Origin of the sequence: Ramlibacter monticola (assembly GCF_016722785.1) — a bacterium.
GTDB classification, from domain to species: domain Bacteria; phylum Pseudomonadota; class Gammaproteobacteria; order Burkholderiales; family Burkholderiaceae_C; genus Ramlibacter; species Ramlibacter monticola.
In genome coordinates this window covers 164,824-181,076 of the sequence record NZ_JAEQNE010000008.1, presented here as the reverse complement: position 1 = coordinate 181,076, position 16,253 = coordinate 164,824, and the positions used below count along the sequence as shown (strand labels likewise).

General features: G+C 69.1%; 16 protein-coding genes. 6 read left to right on the top strand and 10 right to left on the bottom strand.

Features of this window, described 5'->3' with window-relative positions:
- Nucleotides 1–81: 81 nt before the first annotated feature.
- The 5 genes from JJ685_RS25255 to hemA form a co-directional block, all read right to left on the bottom strand.
- Nucleotides 82–1,080: an AAA family ATPase gene (locus JJ685_RS25255; protein WP_201677138.1), complete on the bottom strand. Its 999-nt coding sequence runs from the start codon at nt 1,078–1,080 to the stop codon at nt 82–84.
- Between the two features lie 173 nt (nt 1,081–1,253).
- Nucleotides 1,254–1,583: a Grx4 family monothiol glutaredoxin gene (gene grxD / locus JJ685_RS25250; protein WP_201677137.1), complete on the bottom strand. Its 330-nt coding sequence runs from the start codon at nt 1,581–1,583 to the stop codon at nt 1,254–1,256.
- A 37-nt stretch (nt 1,584–1,620) separates the two neighbouring features.
- A complete protein-coding gene (prmC, locus tag JJ685_RS25245) occupies nt 1,621–2,445 on the bottom strand; it encodes a peptide chain release factor N(5)-glutamine methyltransferase (protein WP_201677136.1) in 825 nt (274 codons plus the stop codon).
- Nucleotides 2,442–3,539, bottom strand: coding sequence for a peptide chain release factor 1 (gene prfA, locus JJ685_RS25240; RefSeq protein ID WP_201677135.1), 1,098 nt, complete (start codon nt 3,537–3,539; stop codon nt 2,442–2,444). Before prfA ends, prmC begins: the two co-directional genes overlap by 4 nt.
- 98 nt (nt 3,540–3,637) lie before the next feature.
- A complete protein-coding gene (gene hemA, locus JJ685_RS25235; RefSeq protein ID WP_201677134.1) occupies nt 3,638–4,909 on the bottom strand; it encodes a glutamyl-tRNA reductase in 1,272 nt (423 codons plus the stop codon).
- 80 nt (nt 4,910–4,989) lie between these two features.
- Here hemA and JJ685_RS25230 point away from each other — a divergent pair, with 80 nt between their 5' ends.
- The 5 genes from JJ685_RS25230 to queF are packed head-to-tail and all read left to right on the top strand — an operon-like array spanning nt 4,990 to nt 8,644.
- On the top strand, nt 4,990–5,268 hold the full coding sequence (locus JJ685_RS25230; protein ID WP_201677133.1) for a hypothetical protein: 279 nt from the start codon (nt 4,990–4,992) through the stop codon (nt 5,266–5,268).
- 3 nt (nt 5,269–5,271) lie between these two features.
- Nucleotides 5,272–6,048 carry a peroxide stress protein YaaA gene (gene yaaA / locus JJ685_RS25225; protein WP_201677132.1) on the top strand — a complete coding sequence of 259 codons (777 nt, stop codon included), beginning with the start codon at nt 5,272–5,274 and terminating at the stop codon, nt 6,046–6,048.
- Nucleotides 6,045–6,908 carry a 2OG-Fe(II) oxygenase gene (locus JJ685_RS25220; protein WP_201677131.1) on the top strand — a complete coding sequence of 288 codons (864 nt, stop codon included), beginning with the start codon at nt 6,045–6,047 and terminating at the stop codon, nt 6,906–6,908. Before yaaA ends, JJ685_RS25220 begins: the two co-directional genes overlap by 4 nt.
- Nucleotides 6,909–7,802 carry an alpha/beta fold hydrolase gene (locus tag JJ685_RS25215; RefSeq protein ID WP_201677130.1) on the top strand — a complete coding sequence of 298 codons (894 nt, stop codon included), beginning with the start codon at nt 6,909–6,911 and terminating at the stop codon, nt 7,800–7,802. It begins immediately after the preceding gene.
- Nucleotides 7,799–8,644 (top strand): NADPH-dependent 7-cyano-7-deazaguanine reductase QueF, encoded by an 846-nt coding sequence (gene queF, locus JJ685_RS25210; protein WP_201677129.1) that lies wholly within the window; start codon nt 7,799–7,801, stop codon nt 8,642–8,644. The genes JJ685_RS25215 and queF overlap by 4 nt, the downstream gene beginning before the upstream one ends.
- On the opposite strand, the gene JJ685_RS25205 is transcribed toward queF, so the two are convergent.
- Nucleotides 8,645–8,908, bottom strand: coding sequence for a hypothetical protein (locus tag JJ685_RS25205; RefSeq protein ID WP_201677128.1), 264 nt, complete (start codon nt 8,906–8,908; stop codon nt 8,645–8,647). It abuts the gene before it with no gap.
- 99 nt (nt 8,909–9,007) lie between these two features.
- Complete coding sequence (locus tag JJ685_RS25200; protein ID WP_201677270.1) at nt 9,008–10,228, bottom strand: Y-family DNA polymerase; 1,221 nt, start codon at nt 10,226–10,228, stop codon at nt 9,008–9,010.
- 106 nt (nt 10,229–10,334) lie between these two features.
- On the opposite strand from JJ685_RS25200, the gene JJ685_RS25195 reads away from it, so the two are divergent.
- Entirely contained in the window at nt 10,335–11,384 is a 1,050-nt protein-coding gene (locus tag JJ685_RS25195) for a BLUF domain-containing protein (RefSeq protein ID WP_201677127.1), read from the top strand.
- Here JJ685_RS25195 and JJ685_RS25190 read toward each other — a convergent pair.
- The 3 genes from JJ685_RS25190 to JJ685_RS25180 form a co-directional block, all read right to left on the bottom strand.
- Nucleotides 11,378–12,526: an alpha-hydroxy acid oxidase gene (locus JJ685_RS25190; RefSeq protein ID WP_201677126.1), complete on the bottom strand. Its 1,149-nt coding sequence runs from the start codon at nt 12,524–12,526 to the stop codon at nt 11,378–11,380. The two genes, JJ685_RS25195 and JJ685_RS25190, sit on opposite strands and share 7 nt — an antisense overlap.
- Before the next feature lie 76 nt (nt 12,527–12,602).
- Entirely contained in the window at nt 12,603–13,592 is a 990-nt protein-coding gene (locus JJ685_RS25185) for a fimbrial protein (RefSeq protein ID WP_201677125.1), read from the bottom strand.
- Complete coding sequence (locus JJ685_RS25180; protein ID WP_330901841.1) at nt 13,589–16,141, bottom strand: fimbria/pilus outer membrane usher protein; 2,553 nt, start codon at nt 16,139–16,141, stop codon at nt 13,589–13,591. The genes JJ685_RS25185 and JJ685_RS25180 overlap by 4 nt, the downstream gene beginning before the upstream one ends.
- Nucleotides 16,142–16,253: the final 112 nt, after the last annotated feature.

The window sequence follows — 16,253 nt, the reverse complement described above, 5'->3', positions numbered from 1 at the left end:
ACTTCAAGTGGGTTTCCTTCTGCGCCCTCTGCGCTTCTTTGCGCCCTCTGCGTTCGGCTGTCTTGTTTTGGCTGTCTGGTCCTACTGCACGAACCCCATCCTCGTCTTGCCCGCGCCGCCCTTCGGCAGGTCCTCCGGCTCGATCGCATCGCGGTGCGCCAGGCGGGCGTTGCCGAAGCCCGTCATCAGGGAGCGGCGCATTTCGCGCGGCGCCAGTTCCGCCAGGCAATCCAGCACGTCGTCGGCCGGCTCCTCGTCGAAGCGCTGGCCCCACCCGTGCTCCTCGCGGATCGCGCGGTACAGGTTGCGCGCGATGCTGCGCGCCTGTTCGTGCGTGGGCGCGTCGATCTCGAACACGTTCATGCGGTTCAGGATCGGCTCGGGGATGCAGCGCTCGTCGTTGGCCGTCATGATCCAGATCACCTGGCTCGCGTCGATGGCGACCTCGGCGAATTCGTCCATGAAGGCATGCGCCGTGTCGTGTTCCAGCAGGCCGTAGAGCGCGCCCAGCGGGTCGTACTGCGCATCGGCGCTGGCCTTGTCGATCTCGTCCACCACGAGCACCGGGTTGGCGTACTGGCCGTCGACCAGCGCCTCGAACACCTTGCCCGGCTTGGCGCCCTTCCATTGCGACGAGGCGCCGGAAAGGAGCCAGCCCGCCGTCATGGAACTCATGGGAACGAGGTTCATGCCGGTACCGAGCAGCTCCGCGAGCTGCCTGGCGAAATGGGTCTTGCCGATCCCGGGCGGGCCGAGCAGCAGCATGGGCGTGATCTCGATGCCGTCGCTGGCGTCCTGCGACAGTGCGACATGCCGCCGCACGTCGTCGAGCGCGTCGGTGAAGTTGGGCAACTGCTCGTAGAGGGCGGCCATCTCCGGGATGCCGCTCGGCTTGACCTGGAAGCGCTCGGGACCGCGTTCCAGCATGCGCTCGTAGGTGGCGCGCAGGCTCTCGTGGTCGCGTGCCGGCAGCTTCGCCAGCTTGCGCTCCACGTCGTGCGGCCGGAACACGTTGCGCAGGTTGGCGATCGGCAGCTGCAGGCCGGGGGACGTTTGCGGAACCAGACTACGCGATTGCATGGCCACTCCTTCAACGACTGTGCAGGAGTTCAGCATAGGCCGTGCCAGCCGCTGACCGGGTGGCTCCGCAGGCGCATGAGCTTGTCAGCGCCCGTCGACAGCGGAAGCGGGACCGGCTGCCATTGGCAGCCGGTCCGGTGGAGTGCTGACGGGGGATTTTCCCCCCGCGCGGGTCAGCCCTGGGCGGGCGTGCCCAGCACCTGCTGCAACTCGCCGCTCTGGTACATCTCCATCATGATGTCCGAGCCGCCGATGAACTCGCCGCGCACATAGAGCTGCGGGATGGTCGGCCAGTTGCTGTATTCCTTGATGCCCTGGCGGATCCCGTCGTCCTCCAGCACGTTCACCGTCTTGAGCGTGTTCGGGTCGACGCCGCAGGCCTTGAGGATCTGCACGGCGCGGCCCGAGAAACCGCACATGGGGAAGGCCGCGCTGCCCTTCATGAACAGCAGGATGTCGTTGGACTTGACCAGATCGTCGATGCGTTGCTGGGCTTCGCTCATGGGTTGTCTCTCCTGGATGCGGTTGGCTTGGGAGCGATTATCGCCGTTCGGGCCATTGCCCACCGGAACAGCGGGTGATGCCGCCAAGGTCCTTGCGGTTGCTCAGGGCGGAAAAACCCGCGTCGCGCAGCAGGGCCTCGACCGCCGCCGGCTGGTCCCACCCGTGTTCCAGCAGCAGCCAGCCGCCGGGCGCCAGGTGGGCGGGCGCGGCGGCCACGATCGCACGCAGGTCATCCAGGCCGTCGCTGCCGGCGACCAGCGCGGACAGCGGCTCGTGCCGCAGCCCGGGCAGGTGCTCGTCGTGCTCGCGCACGTAGGGCGGGTTGCTCACGACCAGGTCGTAGCGCCCGGCGCCCTGCAGCCAGTCCGCCTGGCGGAAGTGCACCGGCAGCCCCAGTCTCTGCGCGTTCGCCTGCGCGACCGCCAGCGCGCCGGTGCTGCGGTCGACCGCCTCCACCCGCGCATCGGGCCGCGCACTCTGGATCGCCAGCGCGATGGCGCCGCTGCCGGTGCCGAGGTCGATCACGCGTGGAGCCTGCACGGGCGCCACCAGCTCCAGCGCCCACTCGACGAGGGTCTCGGTGTCCGGCCGCGGCACCAGCACGCGGGCGTCCACCTGCAGCGGCAGGCCGAAGAATTCCTTCCGGCCGGTGAGATAGGCGAGCGGTTCGCCGCCGCCGCGACGGCGGCAAAGGTCCGTGAAGGCATCCTTCGCCGCGGGCGGGAGCGGCTCGTCGTCATGGGCGATCAGCCACCCGCGGTCGCTGCCGGCGCGCCCGAGCACGTGCAGCAGCAGCAGCTGGGCGTCGATGCGCTCCAGCCCCTGCACCGCAGCCTGGGCGAGCGCCTCGCGCAGCGTCATGCCCGCGCGGCGCCCAGGCCGACCTCGAGCTCCTCGAGCTGTTCGGCGCGGCGCGCCAGCAGCAGCGCCTGCACCACCTCGTCGAGGTCGCCTTCCATGATCGCGCCGAGCTTGTACAGCGTGAGGTTGATGCGGTGGTCGGTCATGCGCCCCTGCGGGAAGTTGTAGGTGCGGATGCGGTCGGAGCGGTCGCCGCTGCCGATCAGCCCCTTGCGGGTGGCGGCTTCCCTGGCGGCGCGTTCCGCGCGCTCCTTCTCCTGGATGCGCGCGGCCAGCACCTGCATGGCCTTGGCCTTGTTGCGGTGCTGCGAGCGGTCGTCCTGGCATTCGGCGACGATGCCGGTCGGCAGGTGCGTGATGCGCACGGCGGAGTCCGTCTTGTTCACGTGCTGGCCGCCGGCGCCGGAGGCGCGGTAGGTGTCGATGCGCAGGTCCGCCGGGTTGATCTGGATCGCCGCGGCCTCGTCCGGCTCGGCCAGCGCCGCGACCGTACAGGCGCTGGTGTGGATGCGGCCCTGGTTCTCGGTGGCCGGCACGCGCTGCACGCGATGGCCGCCCGATTCGAACTTGAGCCGGCCGTAGCATCCCTCGCCGATCACGCGCACGACCACTTCCTTGAAGCCGCCGGCCTCGCCCTCGCTTTCGCTCATGAGCTCGGTGCGCCAGCCCTGGCGCTCGGCGTAGCGCGTATACATGCGCAGCAGGTCGCCGGCGAACAGGGCGGCCTCGTCACCGCCGGTGCCGGCGCGGATTTCCAGGAAGGTGTTGCGCGCGTCGTCCGGGTCGCGCGGCAGCAGCAGCGCCTGCAGGTCGGCCTCCAGCGCGGGCAGCTCGGTCTCCAGCGTGGCGATCTCCTCGCGCGCCATGTCGGCGAGCTCGGGGTCTTCCATCATCTCGCGTGCCTGCGCCAGGTCGCGTTCGTGCTGCAGGTAGCGCTGGAACCGGCCGGCGACTTCGGTCACTTCGGCATGCTCGCGCGTGAGCTCCCGGAAGCGCTCCATGTCGTTCACCACCTCGGGCTGGGACAGGAAGAAGTCCAGCTCCTGCAGGCGGACGGGAAAGCGTTCGAGTTGCTGGCGGAGGAAGGGTTTCACGGAGGTGGAGCGTTCGGCGTTGGGCGTCGAGCGTAAACGACAAAAGGAGCGTGGCGCTCGGCGCTGCACGCCGAGCGCCCGACGATCGACGACGGAAGCTAGCGCTCCTTGCGCAGGAAGAAATGCTCGATGGCCGTGCTGGCGCGCTGGCGCGACTCGGCGTCGCCGCCGCGCAGTTCGGCCATGGCGCCGTGCAGCATCTTCTGGGTGAGGCCGCGGGACAGGGCCTCCAGCACGGTATCGATGTCCTCGCCCTTGGCCAGCAGCTTGCGGGCGCGCGCCAGTTCCACGGTGCGCCACTCGTCGGTCTGCTGATTCAGCTGCTGGATCAGCGGCACCGTGCCGCGCTGGTCCATCCAGTGCACGAAGCTCTGCACGCCGGCGTCGATGATGGCCTCGGCCTGGGCCACCGCGGCCTGCCGGTTGGCATGGCCGGTCTGCACCACGTGGGCGAGGTCGTCCACGGTGTACAGGTACACGTCTTCCAGCGCCTTGACCTCGGGCTCGATGTCGCGCGGCACGGCCAGGTCCACCATGAACATGGGGCGGTGCTTGCGGGCCTTGAGGGCGCGCTCCACCGCGCCCAGGCCGATGATCGGCAGCTGGCTGGCGGTGGAACTGACGATCACGTCGAATTCGTGCAGGCGCGAGGGCAGGTCGGCCAGGCGCATCACCTCGCCGCCGAAGCGGGTGGCGAGCTTCTCGCCGCGCTCCAGCGTGCGGTTGGCGATGGCGATGCCCTTCGGGCTCCTGGCGGCGAAGTGCGTGGCGGCCAGCTCGATCATCTCGCCGGCGCCGACGAACAGGACCTTCACCTTGGTGAGGTCCTCGAACAGGTTGCCCGCCAGCCGCACGGCGGCGGCCGACATGCTGATGGAGTGCGCGCCGATCTCGGTGGACGTGCGCACTTCCTTGGCCACGGCGAAGGAACGCTGGAACAGCTGGTTCAGCGTGGTGCCCAGGGCGCCGGCCTCGTCGGCCACGCGCACGGCATCCTTCAGCTGGCCGAGGATCTGCGCCTCGCCCAGCACCATCGAATCGAGCCCGCTCGCCACGCGGAAGGCATGGCGGGCGACCCCGGCGTCCTGCAGCATGTACGAGTGCTCGCGCACGACGGCGGGGTTCACCTGGCCGGAGCGGGCCAGCCACTCCAGCGTGGTCTCGATCTCGTGCTGCCTGCCCGCGCAGTAGATCTCCGTGCGGTTGCACGTCGACAGGATGGCGGCCTCCGGCTGGCGGCCGAGACTGTTGCCGACATTGGTGCGCAGCGAGTGCAGGGTGGGCGCGATCTGGTCGAGCGCGAACGCAAACCGCCCCCGCAGATCGACGGGAGCCGTGTTGTGGTTGATGCCCAGTGCCCAGACAGCCATGACCGAATTATAAAATCTGATGAGATTCAAGCACTTACACTTGGTTCATTGGCACTTGTCCCAGATCAATTGAGGGTCTCTTGGGCTTTTTCGAACTCCTCGATCACCTGCTGAGCTTCGCCGCGCCCGCCCTGGTGGTGGCGCTGGGGGTCACCCTGGCCGCTCCCCTGGTCCTGCCCCGTACCACCGCGGGGCCTGGCTGGTGGGCCCGCCTTGCTATCAATTGCGCAGCAGGCCTGGCGGCGCTGGGCGCCGGGCTCTGGTACTTCGGCCGCGACGGCAAGATGGCGACCTATGCCGCCCTGGTCTTCGCCGTGGCCACCGTCCAGTGGCTGGTGGCGCGGGCCTGGCGTTCCTGAGCCATGCTGTTCCTGCTGTCCCCCGCCAAGACGCTGGACTATGCGTCACCCATCCCGGATGTCCCGCACACCCTGCCGGCCTTCGCGGCCGACGCGGCGCGGCTGATCGAGGTGCTCCGAAGGTACTCGCCGCAGCAGCTGGCCAGCCTGATGGAGATCAGCGACCCGCTGGCGGCCCTGAACGTGGCGCGCTACCAGGCCTGGACGCCCAAGTTCACCGGGCTCAATTCGCGCCAGGCCGTGCTGGCCTTCGACGGCGACGTCTACGACGGCCTGCAGGCGCGCCGCATGGGCGCCGGCGAGCTGGAGTGGGCGCAGCAGCACCTGCGCATCCTGAGCGGCCTCTACGGCGTGCTGCGGCCGCTGGACCGAATGCAGCCCTACCGGCTGGAGATGGGCACCTCGCTCAAGGTGGACGCGGCGTCCAACCTCTACCAGTACTGGGGCAGCCGGATCTCCGCCTGCCTCAACGAGGCGCTGTCGGCCGACAAGACGCCGGTGGTGATCAACCTCGCGTCGCAGGAGTATTTCAAGGCGGTCGACCGCAAGGCGCTCAAGGCGCGGGTGATCGACTGCGTGTTCGAGGAATGGAAGGGCGGGAACTGGAAGATCATCAGCTTCTCCGCCAAGAAGGCGCGCGGCCTGATGGCGCGCTACGCCATCTCGCACCGGGTGGAGACCCCGCGCAAACTGGAAGCATTCGAACTGGAAGGCTACCGCTTCGATCCGGCTGCGTCGCAGCCCGAGCGGATGGTGTTCCGGCGCAGGACCGCATCATGAGCACGACGGGCAGCAAGCAGCAGGTCACGCCCGACCTGCGCAAGTGGATCGTGGACCAGGCCGAGGCCGGGCACGGCGCCGATTCGGTGCTGAAGGCCATGCTGGCTTCGGGCTGGAGCGAGGACGTGGCCATCGACGCCATGGAAGAAGTCCTGCGCGGACACCTGGAGCGCAAGGCCGTGGCCCAGGGCCTGCCGCCTGCCGCGACGGTGCCCGAACCCGACCTGGCCGAGTCGCCGCTGTACCTCGACGGGGGCGACCGCAAGGTGGCCGTGCTGCAGAACATGTACAGCCCGCGGGTGGTGGTGTTCGGCGGGCTGCTTTCGGACGAGGAATGCGAGCAGCTGATCGAACTGGCCACGCCGCGGCTGGCGCGCTCGCTCACGGTGGCCACCAAGACCGGCGGCGAGGAGGTCAACGACGACCGGACCAGCCAGGGGATGTTCTTCCAGCGCGGGGAGACCGAGCTGGTGCGCCGCATCGAGCAGCGCATCGCGAGGCTGGTGAACTGGCCCGAGGAGAACGGCGAGGGCCTGCAGATCCTGAAGTACGGGGCGGGCGCCGAATACAAGCCGCACTACGACTACTTCGATCCCGCGGAGCCGGGCACGCCCACCATCCTGCGCCGTGGCGGCCAGCGCGTGGCCACCCTGGTGATCTACCTGGGCGAACCGGACAAGGGCGGCGCCACGGTGTTCCCCGACGTCCGCCTGGAGGTCGCGCCCAAGCGGGGCAACGCCGTGTTCTTCAACTACGAGCGCCCGCACCCCTCGACCCGCACGCTGCATGGCGGCGCCCCGGTGCTGGCCGGCACCAAGTGGATCGCGACCAAGTGGCTGCGTGAGCGCCGCTTCGAGTAAATGAAGGTCGGCGCGAACGGCCTGGCCCTGGAGGTCGAAGACCATGGCCCGGCCGGCGCACCGCCGGTGCTGCTGGTCATGGGCCTGGGCATGCAGCTCACCGCGTGGCCGCAGGCGCTGGTCGACGCGCTGGTGGCGGCGGGCCACCGCGTGATCCGCTTCGACAACCGCGACATCGGCCTTTCGACCTGGCTCGATCACCTGCCCGCGCCCAACCTGCTGTGGGAAAGCCTGAAGCGGCGCATGGGGCTGCCGGTGCGCGCGCCCTACACGCTGGAAGACCTGGCGGCCGATGCCTTCGGCGTGCTGGATGCGTTGGGCATCGCACGGGCCCACGTCGTCGGCGCCAGCATGGGCGGCATGGTGGCGCAGCGCATGGCGCTGGCGGCGCCGGCGCGCGTGCTCTCGCTGACCAGCGTCATGAGTTCGAGCGGGGCGCGCCACCTGCCGGGGCCGCATCCTCGCGTGCTGCAGGTCCTGCTGGGACGCCCGCACGACCGCAGCGAGGCGGCGCTGCTCTCGCATTACGTGCGCCTGTTCCAGGCGATCGGCAGCCCGGGCTGGCCGGAGCCGCCGGACGTGCTGCGGCAGCGCATCCTCGATTCCCTCCGGCGCGGCGGCTACCATCCGGCGGGCAGTGCGCGGCAGCTCGCCGCAATCGCCGCCGACACCGGCCGCGCCGCCGCCCTGCACGCGGTGCGCGCGCCCACGCTCGTCCTGCACGGCGAGGCCGATCCGCTGGTGCCCGTCGCCTGCGGCATCGACACCGCGCGGCGCATCCCGGGCGCGCGGCTCGTCACCATTCCCGGCATGGGGCATGACCTTCCGCCAGGGGTGGTCGAGCGCCTGCTGCCGCCCCTCGTGGACCATCTCCGGCTAGTCTCTCCATCATGAATTCCGCCGAAGCGTCGCAGCTGGGCAAGCCGTCCCGCTACGCCGACCAGTACGACCCCAGCCTGCTGTTTCCCATCTCCCGCGCGCCCAAGCGGGAGGAGATCGGGATCGCCGGCGCGCTCCCTTTCTTCGGCGCCGATCTCTGGACCGCGTTCGAACTGAGCTGGCTCAATGCGCGCGGCAAGCCGCAAGTCGCCATCGCCCACTTCACCGTGCCTTGCGAGACCCCGAACATCGTGGAGAGCAAGTCGCTCAAGCTGTATCTCGGCAGCTTCAGCGGCACGCAGTTCGGCAGCGCCGAGGAGGTGAGGCAGCGGCTGCGCGCCGACCTCAGCGAAGCAGTCTGGCGCGGCGCGCCGGCGCCGGCGACCATCGGCGTGCGGCTGGTGCTGCCGGAACTGTTCGACCAGGAGCCGGTGCACGAGCTCGACGGGCTCAGCCTCGACCGGCTCGACATCGAATGCACCGACTACACGCCCGCCCCGCAGTGGCTGAAAACCGCGGAAGGCGAACCGCCGGTGGAAGAGGTGCTGACCAGCAACCTGCTGAAAAGCAACTGCCTGGTGACGGGCCAGCCGGACTGGGGCAGCGTGCGGATCGGCTACGCGGGCCCGCAGATCGACCAGGAGGGCCTGCTGCGCTACCTGGTGAGCTTCCGCAACCACAACGAGTTCCACGAACAGTGCGTGGAGCGCATCTTCATGGACCTGTGGCGGCAGTGCCGGCCGACGCGGCTGGCGGTGTACGCGCGCTATACCCGGCGCGGCGGGCTCGACATCAATCCGCTGCGCACCAGCCACCCGATGGCGCTGCCGCGCAACGTGCGCACGGCGCGACAGTGATTACCTGACGCCGATCCAGTCGCAACGCAGGCGCCGGGCCCGGTGGGCGCGGGCGCGCCAGGTGACGTAGAGCGTGGGTGCGGACATGGCCACTGCCAGCAGGGGCGCCGCCCAGAGCGCATCGAAGGTGAAGGCGGGGATCCATCCGACCCAGCCGGCCAGCCAGAACGTCAGCATGGCGTCCCACATGTGGTACTCGACCGGGTGGTCGTTCTGGTGGGCAACATGCCACCGCTTGATGCGCTGCAGTGCGTCCAGGTCCATTGAAGCCTCCGCTGCCGCCCCCCGCTGAACTGGAAGGTCTGAGGCTCAGTGTAAGTTCCGCGTCAGGAAGGTCAATGCACCGTTGGGCCATTCCGGCTGTCAGCCGACGTCCGGCGGCTGTCGTGAATCCTGGAACAGGTCCGGCGTGCGTTCCTCCGCGCGAGGGGCGGCTTCGTCCGACCCGGACGGCGCTGCCGCCGTGGCAACGGCGTCCGCCCGCGCCAGCTTGCCGACCCGCACCCCCAGCAGGCGCAGGCGCTGCTTCAGGTCCACGCGCTTGAGGCACTGCCCGGCCGTGCGCCGGATCAGCGCGGGATCGGCGGTGAAGTGGTCCAGCGTGTGGTCGCGCGTGGCGGTGCGGAAGTCGTCGTAGCGCAGCTTGATGCCGATCGTCTTGCCGACGTAGCCCTTGCGCTGCAGGTCCTCGGCGACGCGGGTGCACAGGTCGGTGAAGATCGCGCCCAGTTCGGCGCGGTCGCGCACCGCGTGCAGGTCGCGCTCGAAGGTGGTCTCCCGGCTCATCGAGACCGGCTCGCTTTCGGTCACCACCGGCCGCTCGTCGCGGCCCCAGGAAGCCTCGTGCATCCAGGCGCCGTAGGCCTGGCCGAAATGGGCGACCAGCCACTCGCGCGGCCGGGCCGCCAGTTCGCCGATGGTGCGGATGTCCAGCTGCTCGAGCTTCGCCCCGGACTTCGGGCCGATGCCGTTGATCTTGCGCACCGGCAGCGGCCAGATCTTCGCCTCCAGGTCGCCCTCGGCCACGATGGAGATGCCGTTGGGCTTGCTGAATTCGCTGGCCATCTTGGCGATCAGCTTGTTGGGCGCCACGCCGATGGAGCAGGTGAGGCCGGTCGCCTCGAAGATCGACTTCTGGATCAGGCGGGCCAGCACCCGGCCGCCTTCGCGCTGGCCGCCCGGCACTTCGGTGAAGTCGATGTACACCTCGTCGATCCCGCGGTCCTCCATCACCGGCGCGATCTCGCGGATCACGGACTTGAAGGTGCGCGAGAAGCGGCGCACCTCGTCGAAGTCCACCGGCAGCACGATCGCCTGCGGGCACAGCCGCGCGGCCTTCATCATGCCCATCGCGGAGCCCACGCCGAACTGGCGCGCCGGGTAGGTGGCGGTCGTGATCACGCCGCGGCCGACGTAGTCCCGCAGCAGCGGGAACGCCTCGACGGGGATCCTGGCCAGCGGCCGGTCGGCGAAGCGTTGCAGCAGGGCATCGTCGGCCTGGCGGCGGCCGCCGCCGATCACCACGGGCAGGCCCTTGAGCTGCGGATAGCGCAGCAGTTCGACGGACGCGAAGAAGGCGTCCATGTCGAGGTGGGCGATTCGGCGGGCAAAAGTCACTTACCGATTGTCCTTTCGACTGCCGGATGGCTCAGCCGGAAGGCCGGTTGATGTAAGACAAGCGTTCCTATTCATGGATCTGGATGATGCCGGCATGGACGGTTGGGAAGCTCAGCACGGACTCGACAGCGCCGAAGGCCCGGTGGCCAGGATCATGTACGCCAGCCAGGCTTCGATCCGCCAGTCGGTGTACCAGGAGATGGAGAAGATCCGGGCGAGCGCGCTGAAGCACAACGAGCCGGCGGGCATCGCGACGGCGCTGCTGCACCAGTCCGGCTGGTTCGTCCAATGGAAGGAAGGCCCCGCGCCCGCCCTCCAGGACATCATGGAACGGGTGGCCGGCGACCTGCGCCACTTCGACCTGCGCATCGTGCACCGCAGCCGCGGCCCGCGCCTCCTGAGCGGCCCCTGGTCGATGGCCATCGCCCAGTGCAGGGAAACGTCCGCCGAAATGGAAATGCGGGTGCGGCAGCTGAAGCAGCAGGTCGACGACGGCATGCAGTTCTCGCCTGCGGCGGTGTGGCGGCGGCTCTCGACGCCCATGCAGCATCCCGGCGCGATGCGCCAGCAGGACCCCGATGCCTTCCAGCGCGTGCTGGTCTGCGCGGCCCACGGCATGGGCTCCTTCGAGCTGGTGCGCTGGCTGGGCGAGCGCCACTGCGTGGAGATCGTCCACCGCCGCTTCGCCGGTGCGATCGAGCTGGACGTCGGCACCGACTACGTCGACTTCGAGCAGGAAGGGCGCGTCTGGCGCGTGATCGCGATGGCGCGCCACGGCCTGCACCTGCCGCTCACCCGCGCCTTTATCCCGGACTACTCGCATGTCGTGCTGCTGCTGTCGATCGACCCCGAGCGGAATTCTCAGCTGATGGAGCGGGTGACGCGCGCCTTCCAGGGCGTGCGGCATCCGCCGGCGCTGATCGGTGTGGCGAGCCGCCCGGAGATGCACGCACTCCCGGCTTCGCTGGCGCGCCAGCACGGGCTGCCCTACCTCACGGCGGTGGCCGACTCGCGCGATCCCCACGCGACCTGGCGCGCGGTGCAGCCGCCGCTGCTGCTGTGGCAGCAGGCGGCCAACAGTTCCATCTGCAGCGGGATCAACCCGATGGTCGTCGGTCAGTAGCCGGCGGGCAGCAGGATGCCGCGGTCCACGCTGCGGATGTCCGTGCGGCCGCAGAACGCCATCGACAGGTCGAGCTCGTTGCGGATGATGGCCAGCGCCTTTTCCACGCCTTCCTCGCCCATCGCCCCCAGGCCATAGAGCATCGCCCGGCCGATGTAGACGCCGCGCGCCCCGAGCGCCACCGCCTTCAGCACGTGCTGGCCGGATCGGATGCCGCCGTCCATGTGCACCTCGATGCGGTCGCCCACCGCGTCCACGATGTGGGGCAGGGCGGAGATGGAGGACGGCGCGCCATCGAGCTGGCGGCCGCCGTGGTTCGACACGATCACCGCGTCGGCCCCGGAGTCGGCGGCCAGGCGCGCGTCCTCCTCGTCCTGCACGCCTTTCAGGATCAGCTTGCCGCCCCAGCGGCTCTTGATCCACTCCACGTCCTGCCAGGACAGGCGCGGATCGAACTGCTTGGCGGTCCACTCCGACAGGGAGCCCATGTCGCCGACGCCCTTGACGTGGCCGACGATGTTGCCGAACTGGCGCCGGCGGGTGCCCAGCATGCCCAGGCACCAGCGCGGCTTGGTCATCATGTTCAGGATGTTGGGCACCGTCAGCTTGGGCGGCGCCGAGAGGCCGTTCTTCAGGTCCTTGTGGCGCTGGCCCAGGATCTGCAGGTCCAGCGTGAGCACCAGGGCGGAGCAGCCGGCCGCCTTGGCGCGGTCGATCAGGCTCTCGATGAAGCCCCGGTCGCGCATCACGTACAGCTGGAACCAGAACGGGTGCCCGCCCGTGCCCTCGGCCACGTCCTCGATGGAGCAGATGCTCATCGTCGACAGCGTGAACGGGACCCCTGCTTTCTTGGCGGCCCGCGCCGCGAGGATCTCGCCATCCGCGTGCTGCATGCCCGTGAGGCCGGTCGGCGCGATCGCCACCGGCATGGCAACGTCCTGGCCGACCATGGTCGTGCGGGTGCTGCGGCCTTCCATGTTCACCGCCACCCGCTGGCGCAGCAGGAGGCGGTCGAAGTCGGCTTCGTTGGCGCGGTAGGTGCTCTCCGTCCAGGAGCCTGAATCGGCGTAGTCGTAGAACATGCGCGGCACGCGCCGCTGGGCGAGGACGCGCAGGTCCTCGATGTTGGTGATCACGGGCAAGGGGGGTCTCCTCTTTGGGACGTGATGGTAGCCGCGTCCCGGGAGGCAGCTCGACATCGTCAGCGCCGCCGACGCATCATTGGTACGTGATGGTGAAGGTCATCGCCGCATTGGCCGTGCCTCCCCCGACGGTGCCGCCGGTCTGGTAGAAGCGGGCCTTCAGGGGAATGGTGTAGCTGCCGCCGGCGTTACCCAGGCTGGTCGGCGATCCCAGCGGGAACGGCGTCCCGCTGCCATCGAGCAATTGGACCCCGACCCCCGTCGCCGTGGAACCCGCATTGAGCGTCACGACCGACTGTCCGGTGTTGGCCACGACTGCCGTGGTAGGGTCGATCTGGTACGTGATGGCGCTCATGCCGATCGGGCAATTCGCCAGCTGGATGTTGAAACTCGCAGCCGACGTGAACGAGCCGATGCCAGTGAAGGCGGACGCTTGCTGGGTGCCGAGGTTGGCGGACACGTTGGCCGTGGTGCAGGGCGAGCCTGCCTTGTTGACCCTGATGTTGGTGCTCGAGACTTCCAGCTCGTGGAGCACGTATTCGTTCTGCAAACTGGCCGGGGAGTCACTGGCATAGTCCCGGGCGAGCGGTTTCGGCATGTTGAAGTTCTGATCGCCCGTCACCGGGCCGGTCACCACCAGCGACACCTGGTACGAGGGGCGCGCCCACTGTCCGTCGAAGTTGACCGGTGGGCTGAACCAACGCGTCACGGCGGTGCCGACCACGGTATAGCTCATGGTTTCGACCACCTTGATGCCGAGGTACGGCACGCTGGTCTGGTAGACAGCGGTCATTCCGGCCACCGCAACCAGGCCGTCCGCGTACTTGTGGACGCCGTAGGTCTGGCCCGCGCAAGTGATGCGGACGGCCGGCGAGTTGCTGCCTGCCGTGTTCGACCAGACAACCGTCCCTATGGCAGCATTCTGGAAAACGTACACAGTGTTCGGCAGGTTGATCTTGATGGATTTGTCGTTGTTGGGTTTGAGACAGCTGGCCCAGGCCCCCTGATGCAGGAAAAACAGCGGAAGCAGGGTCGCCAGCGCGAATTTCAGGAAGGCGTGCATCATCGGGGAAGAATCTGAGTGGCGAGGACCAGGGCGAGCCCGCTTGGCAGTGCAGCCGTCTGCTCGCTGCACACGCCGCTGGTCAGGCTCACCGCATCCGACCGGGCGCCCTGGCCGGCCGGCAGGCGGTAGGGCAGGCGGCATTGGCGGGCGTGCTCGGCGTCCAGCACGACGATCAGCTCGCCCCCGTCCTCCTTCAGACCGCGGGCGAAGATGCGCCCGCCCTGGGCCACGCTGCCCACGGCCAGGCCGCCCGTGTCGCGCACTTCGGCACCGAAGGGCAGGGGATTGCCGTCGGCCTGCCTGCCATCGATGATGGCCGTGCGGCCGGTGTTCTCCGTTTCGAACTTCAGCCTGACCACGGCCCCGGCGGTGGGAGCGACTTGCTGCATGGTGGACTTGAGTTCGACGTTCAGGGGCAGCCCCTGCGGATCGATGTCGATCTGGTTGCGCGCGAAGGGAACGAGGCCCGAGACGAGGGCGTGGCCCCACGGGTCGACGCGCAGGCCGCTGCCGTTGCTCACCCGCGCGCCGGCCGCGTCCTCGGCCTCCACCACGGCGACCGTGTCGCCCAGGCTGGGGCTGAAGACGAGGCCGCCGGAGTAGGCCACCAGCCCGCCGGAGAGGGTCGCGCTCAGCTGCGAGTAGCCGCTGCTTCGGCTGGCACTGGCGCCAACTGTGGCCATGGGCGAAATGTAGGAGACGCTTCCAGCCACGCTGCCCTCGGCCGCGGCGCCGGCGTTGCTCGTGCGCCCGAGGTTCAGGCCGTAGGAGAAGGCGTTGTCCGCGCCCAGCGTTCCGGTCACGCTGGCCTGGAGACTGTTGCCGCCGGAGGAGTCACGCTGCATGCTGCTGGTCAGGTAAGGCGCGTGAGCGTCGTTGCCGAGGGGAAGGCTGAGGCTGAACACGAGGCGGTCGTCCGTTCTCCTCGTGACGGGATCGAGCTGGCGTGCCAGCGACACGCCGTAGCTGACGCCCTTGTAGCTGTTGTTGTAGCCCGCCTGGAACTGCACATCGCGACCGGTGCGGTTCCAGTACTCCTGGACCGAGCCGGACAGGTAGAAGTTGCCCCAGCTCTCGGGCAGGCGCTGGTCCACCGTGGCCAGGAGCTTCCCGCGCTCTATGCCCCGGATGGCCAGGTCCAGTCGGCCCTGCTGGTCGCCCAGGCTGATGGCATCGGCCAGGCCCAGGTAGCCTCGGGTCGAATAGCGATAGGCCGCCAAGGTGACGTTGGTATTGGTAGGCGCCAGCAGCTTGCTGTAGTTCAGGCGCATGCTCTCGCCGCGGTGCTCGGGCTGCCCGGGCACCAGCGTCGCCGCATAGGTGAGGTCGGCGCCGACGGCGCCGTAGTCGGTGTTCAGCGCGATGCCTGCGCCTGCGGCGGCATAGTCCTTGGACAGCACGGCGCCGCCGTAGCCGGTCCACAGGTTGGTGAAGCCGTGCTGAATGGTGCCTTGCAGCAGCAAGGGCTTGGCGCCGTTGCTCGAGGCGTTGCGGTACTGCCCAGCCGTGAGGCTGTAGCGGGTGCTGCCGGGGCGCAGGGCGTTGACGGCGGCCGCATAGGGAACGCGCGAGACGTGCACGCTGCCATCGGCTTCGGTGAGCGTCAGTTCCAGGTCGCCGCCGTAGCCGGTCGGATACAGGTCGTCGATCTCGAAGGGGCCGGCGCCGACGGTGGTTTCGTAGATGAGGTTGCCGTTCTGCCGGATCTGCACGCGCGCATTGCTGCGCGCGATGCCGCGCACCGTGGGCGCATAACCGCGCTGCGACTCGGGATGCATGCGATCGTCGCTGGCGAGCTGGATGCCGCGAAAGCCGACGCTGTCGAACAGGGCGCCGTCGGTGAACGCGTCGCCCAGCACGAGCTGGCTTTGCAGCGGGATGAGGGAGCGCTGCAGGCTGGCCTGCACGCTCTGGTAACGGTTGCCCGCCTGCTCTTCGTGCGTGAAGCTGCCGCGGTGGCGCAGGCGCCAGGCGCCGAGGTTGAGGCCGGCCGTCAAACCGAGGTAGCCGCTGGTCGAAGCCGCGCCCTGGCTGTCGCTGTGGAAGAGGTTGGCGTTGTACTGCAGCAAGGCCGCAGTGATGCCTTCGTCCCAGTACTGCGGGTCCACGTAGCCCCGGGCCTGGCGTGTCATGGCGGCCTGCGGAACGCTCACATCCAGGCGCTGCTCACCCAGGTCGAAGCTCGCCGTGGCCCCCTGTACCAAGGTGTCGAGTGGGACGCATGCACCTGGTCCAGCGTCCAGGCGGGCATTGGCCTGCGCGGCGAGGCGAGCCGGGTCCACGCTGATGCGATCGAGCAGGGCACGATCGAAGCAGGGCCGGACGTCCGGGCTGTCCTTTCCGACCTGCCGTAGCAACACGTCGATGCGCCCCTGCCCGATCTGGTTGACATAGAGCTCGGCGCGGTAGTCGCCGGGCGCTGCGGCATTGCCCCGCTTGAAGCGGCTCGCGTCGATGGGCGCCCCCCCGGTGTTGCGCAGGAAGGCGGCGTCGAACTCCACGTCTGCGGCTTCGCTGGCGGCCGAGGCGGCGCCAGCGGACGCGCCCACGATCAGCAGGCATACGGCCCTGCCGATTCGGGGGTGGGTCAGCGGAGAAGCTGGATGGGCACGCATGGCAGGCTGTCGTGGAAAGTCCAGGCAAACACAAATCCCTGCCGGC

Bases quoted from the DNA above. Each gene is read 5' to 3' on its own strand.
- prmC (WP_201677136.1), bottom strand. From the start codon at position 2,445: ATGACGCTGCGCGAGGCGCTCGCCCAGGCTGCGGTGCAGGGGCTGGAG.
- JJ685_RS25215 (WP_201677130.1), top strand. From the start codon at position 6,909: ATGAAGGTCGGCGCGAACGGCCTGGCCCTGGAGGTCGAAGACCATGGC.
- JJ685_RS25185 (WP_201677125.1), bottom strand. From the start codon at position 13,592: ATGATGCACGCCTTCCTGAAATTCGCGCTGGCGACCCTGCTTCCGCTG.
- yaaA (WP_201677132.1), top strand. From the start codon at position 5,272: ATGCTGTTCCTGCTGTCCCCCGCCAAGACGCTGGACTATGCGTCACCC.
- JJ685_RS25220 (WP_201677131.1), top strand. From the start codon at position 6,045: ATGAGCACGACGGGCAGCAAGCAGCAGGTCACGCCCGACCTGCGCAAG.
- JJ685_RS25200 (WP_201677270.1), bottom strand. From the start codon at position 10,228: ATGGACGCCTTCTTCGCGTCCGTCGAACTGCTGCGCTATCCGCAGCTC.
- JJ685_RS25195 (WP_201677127.1), top strand. From the start codon at position 10,335: ATGGATCTGGATGATGCCGGCATGGACGGTTGGGAAGCTCAGCACGGA.
- grxD (WP_201677137.1), bottom strand. From the start codon at position 1,583: ATGAGCGAAGCCCAGCAACGCATCGACGATCTGGTCAAGTCCAACGAC.
- JJ685_RS25205 (WP_201677128.1), bottom strand. From the start codon at position 8,908: ATGGACCTGGACGCACTGCAGCGCATCAAGCGGTGGCATGTTGCCCAC.
- hemA (WP_201677134.1), bottom strand. From the start codon at position 4,909: ATGGCTGTCTGGGCACTGGGCATCAACCACAACACGGCTCCCGTCGAT.
- JJ685_RS25255 (WP_201677138.1), bottom strand. From the start codon at position 1,080: ATGCAATCGCGTAGTCTGGTTCCGCAAACGTCCCCCGGCCTGCAGCTG.
- queF (WP_201677129.1), top strand. From the start codon at position 7,799: ATGAATTCCGCCGAAGCGTCGCAGCTGGGCAAGCCGTCCCGCTACGCC.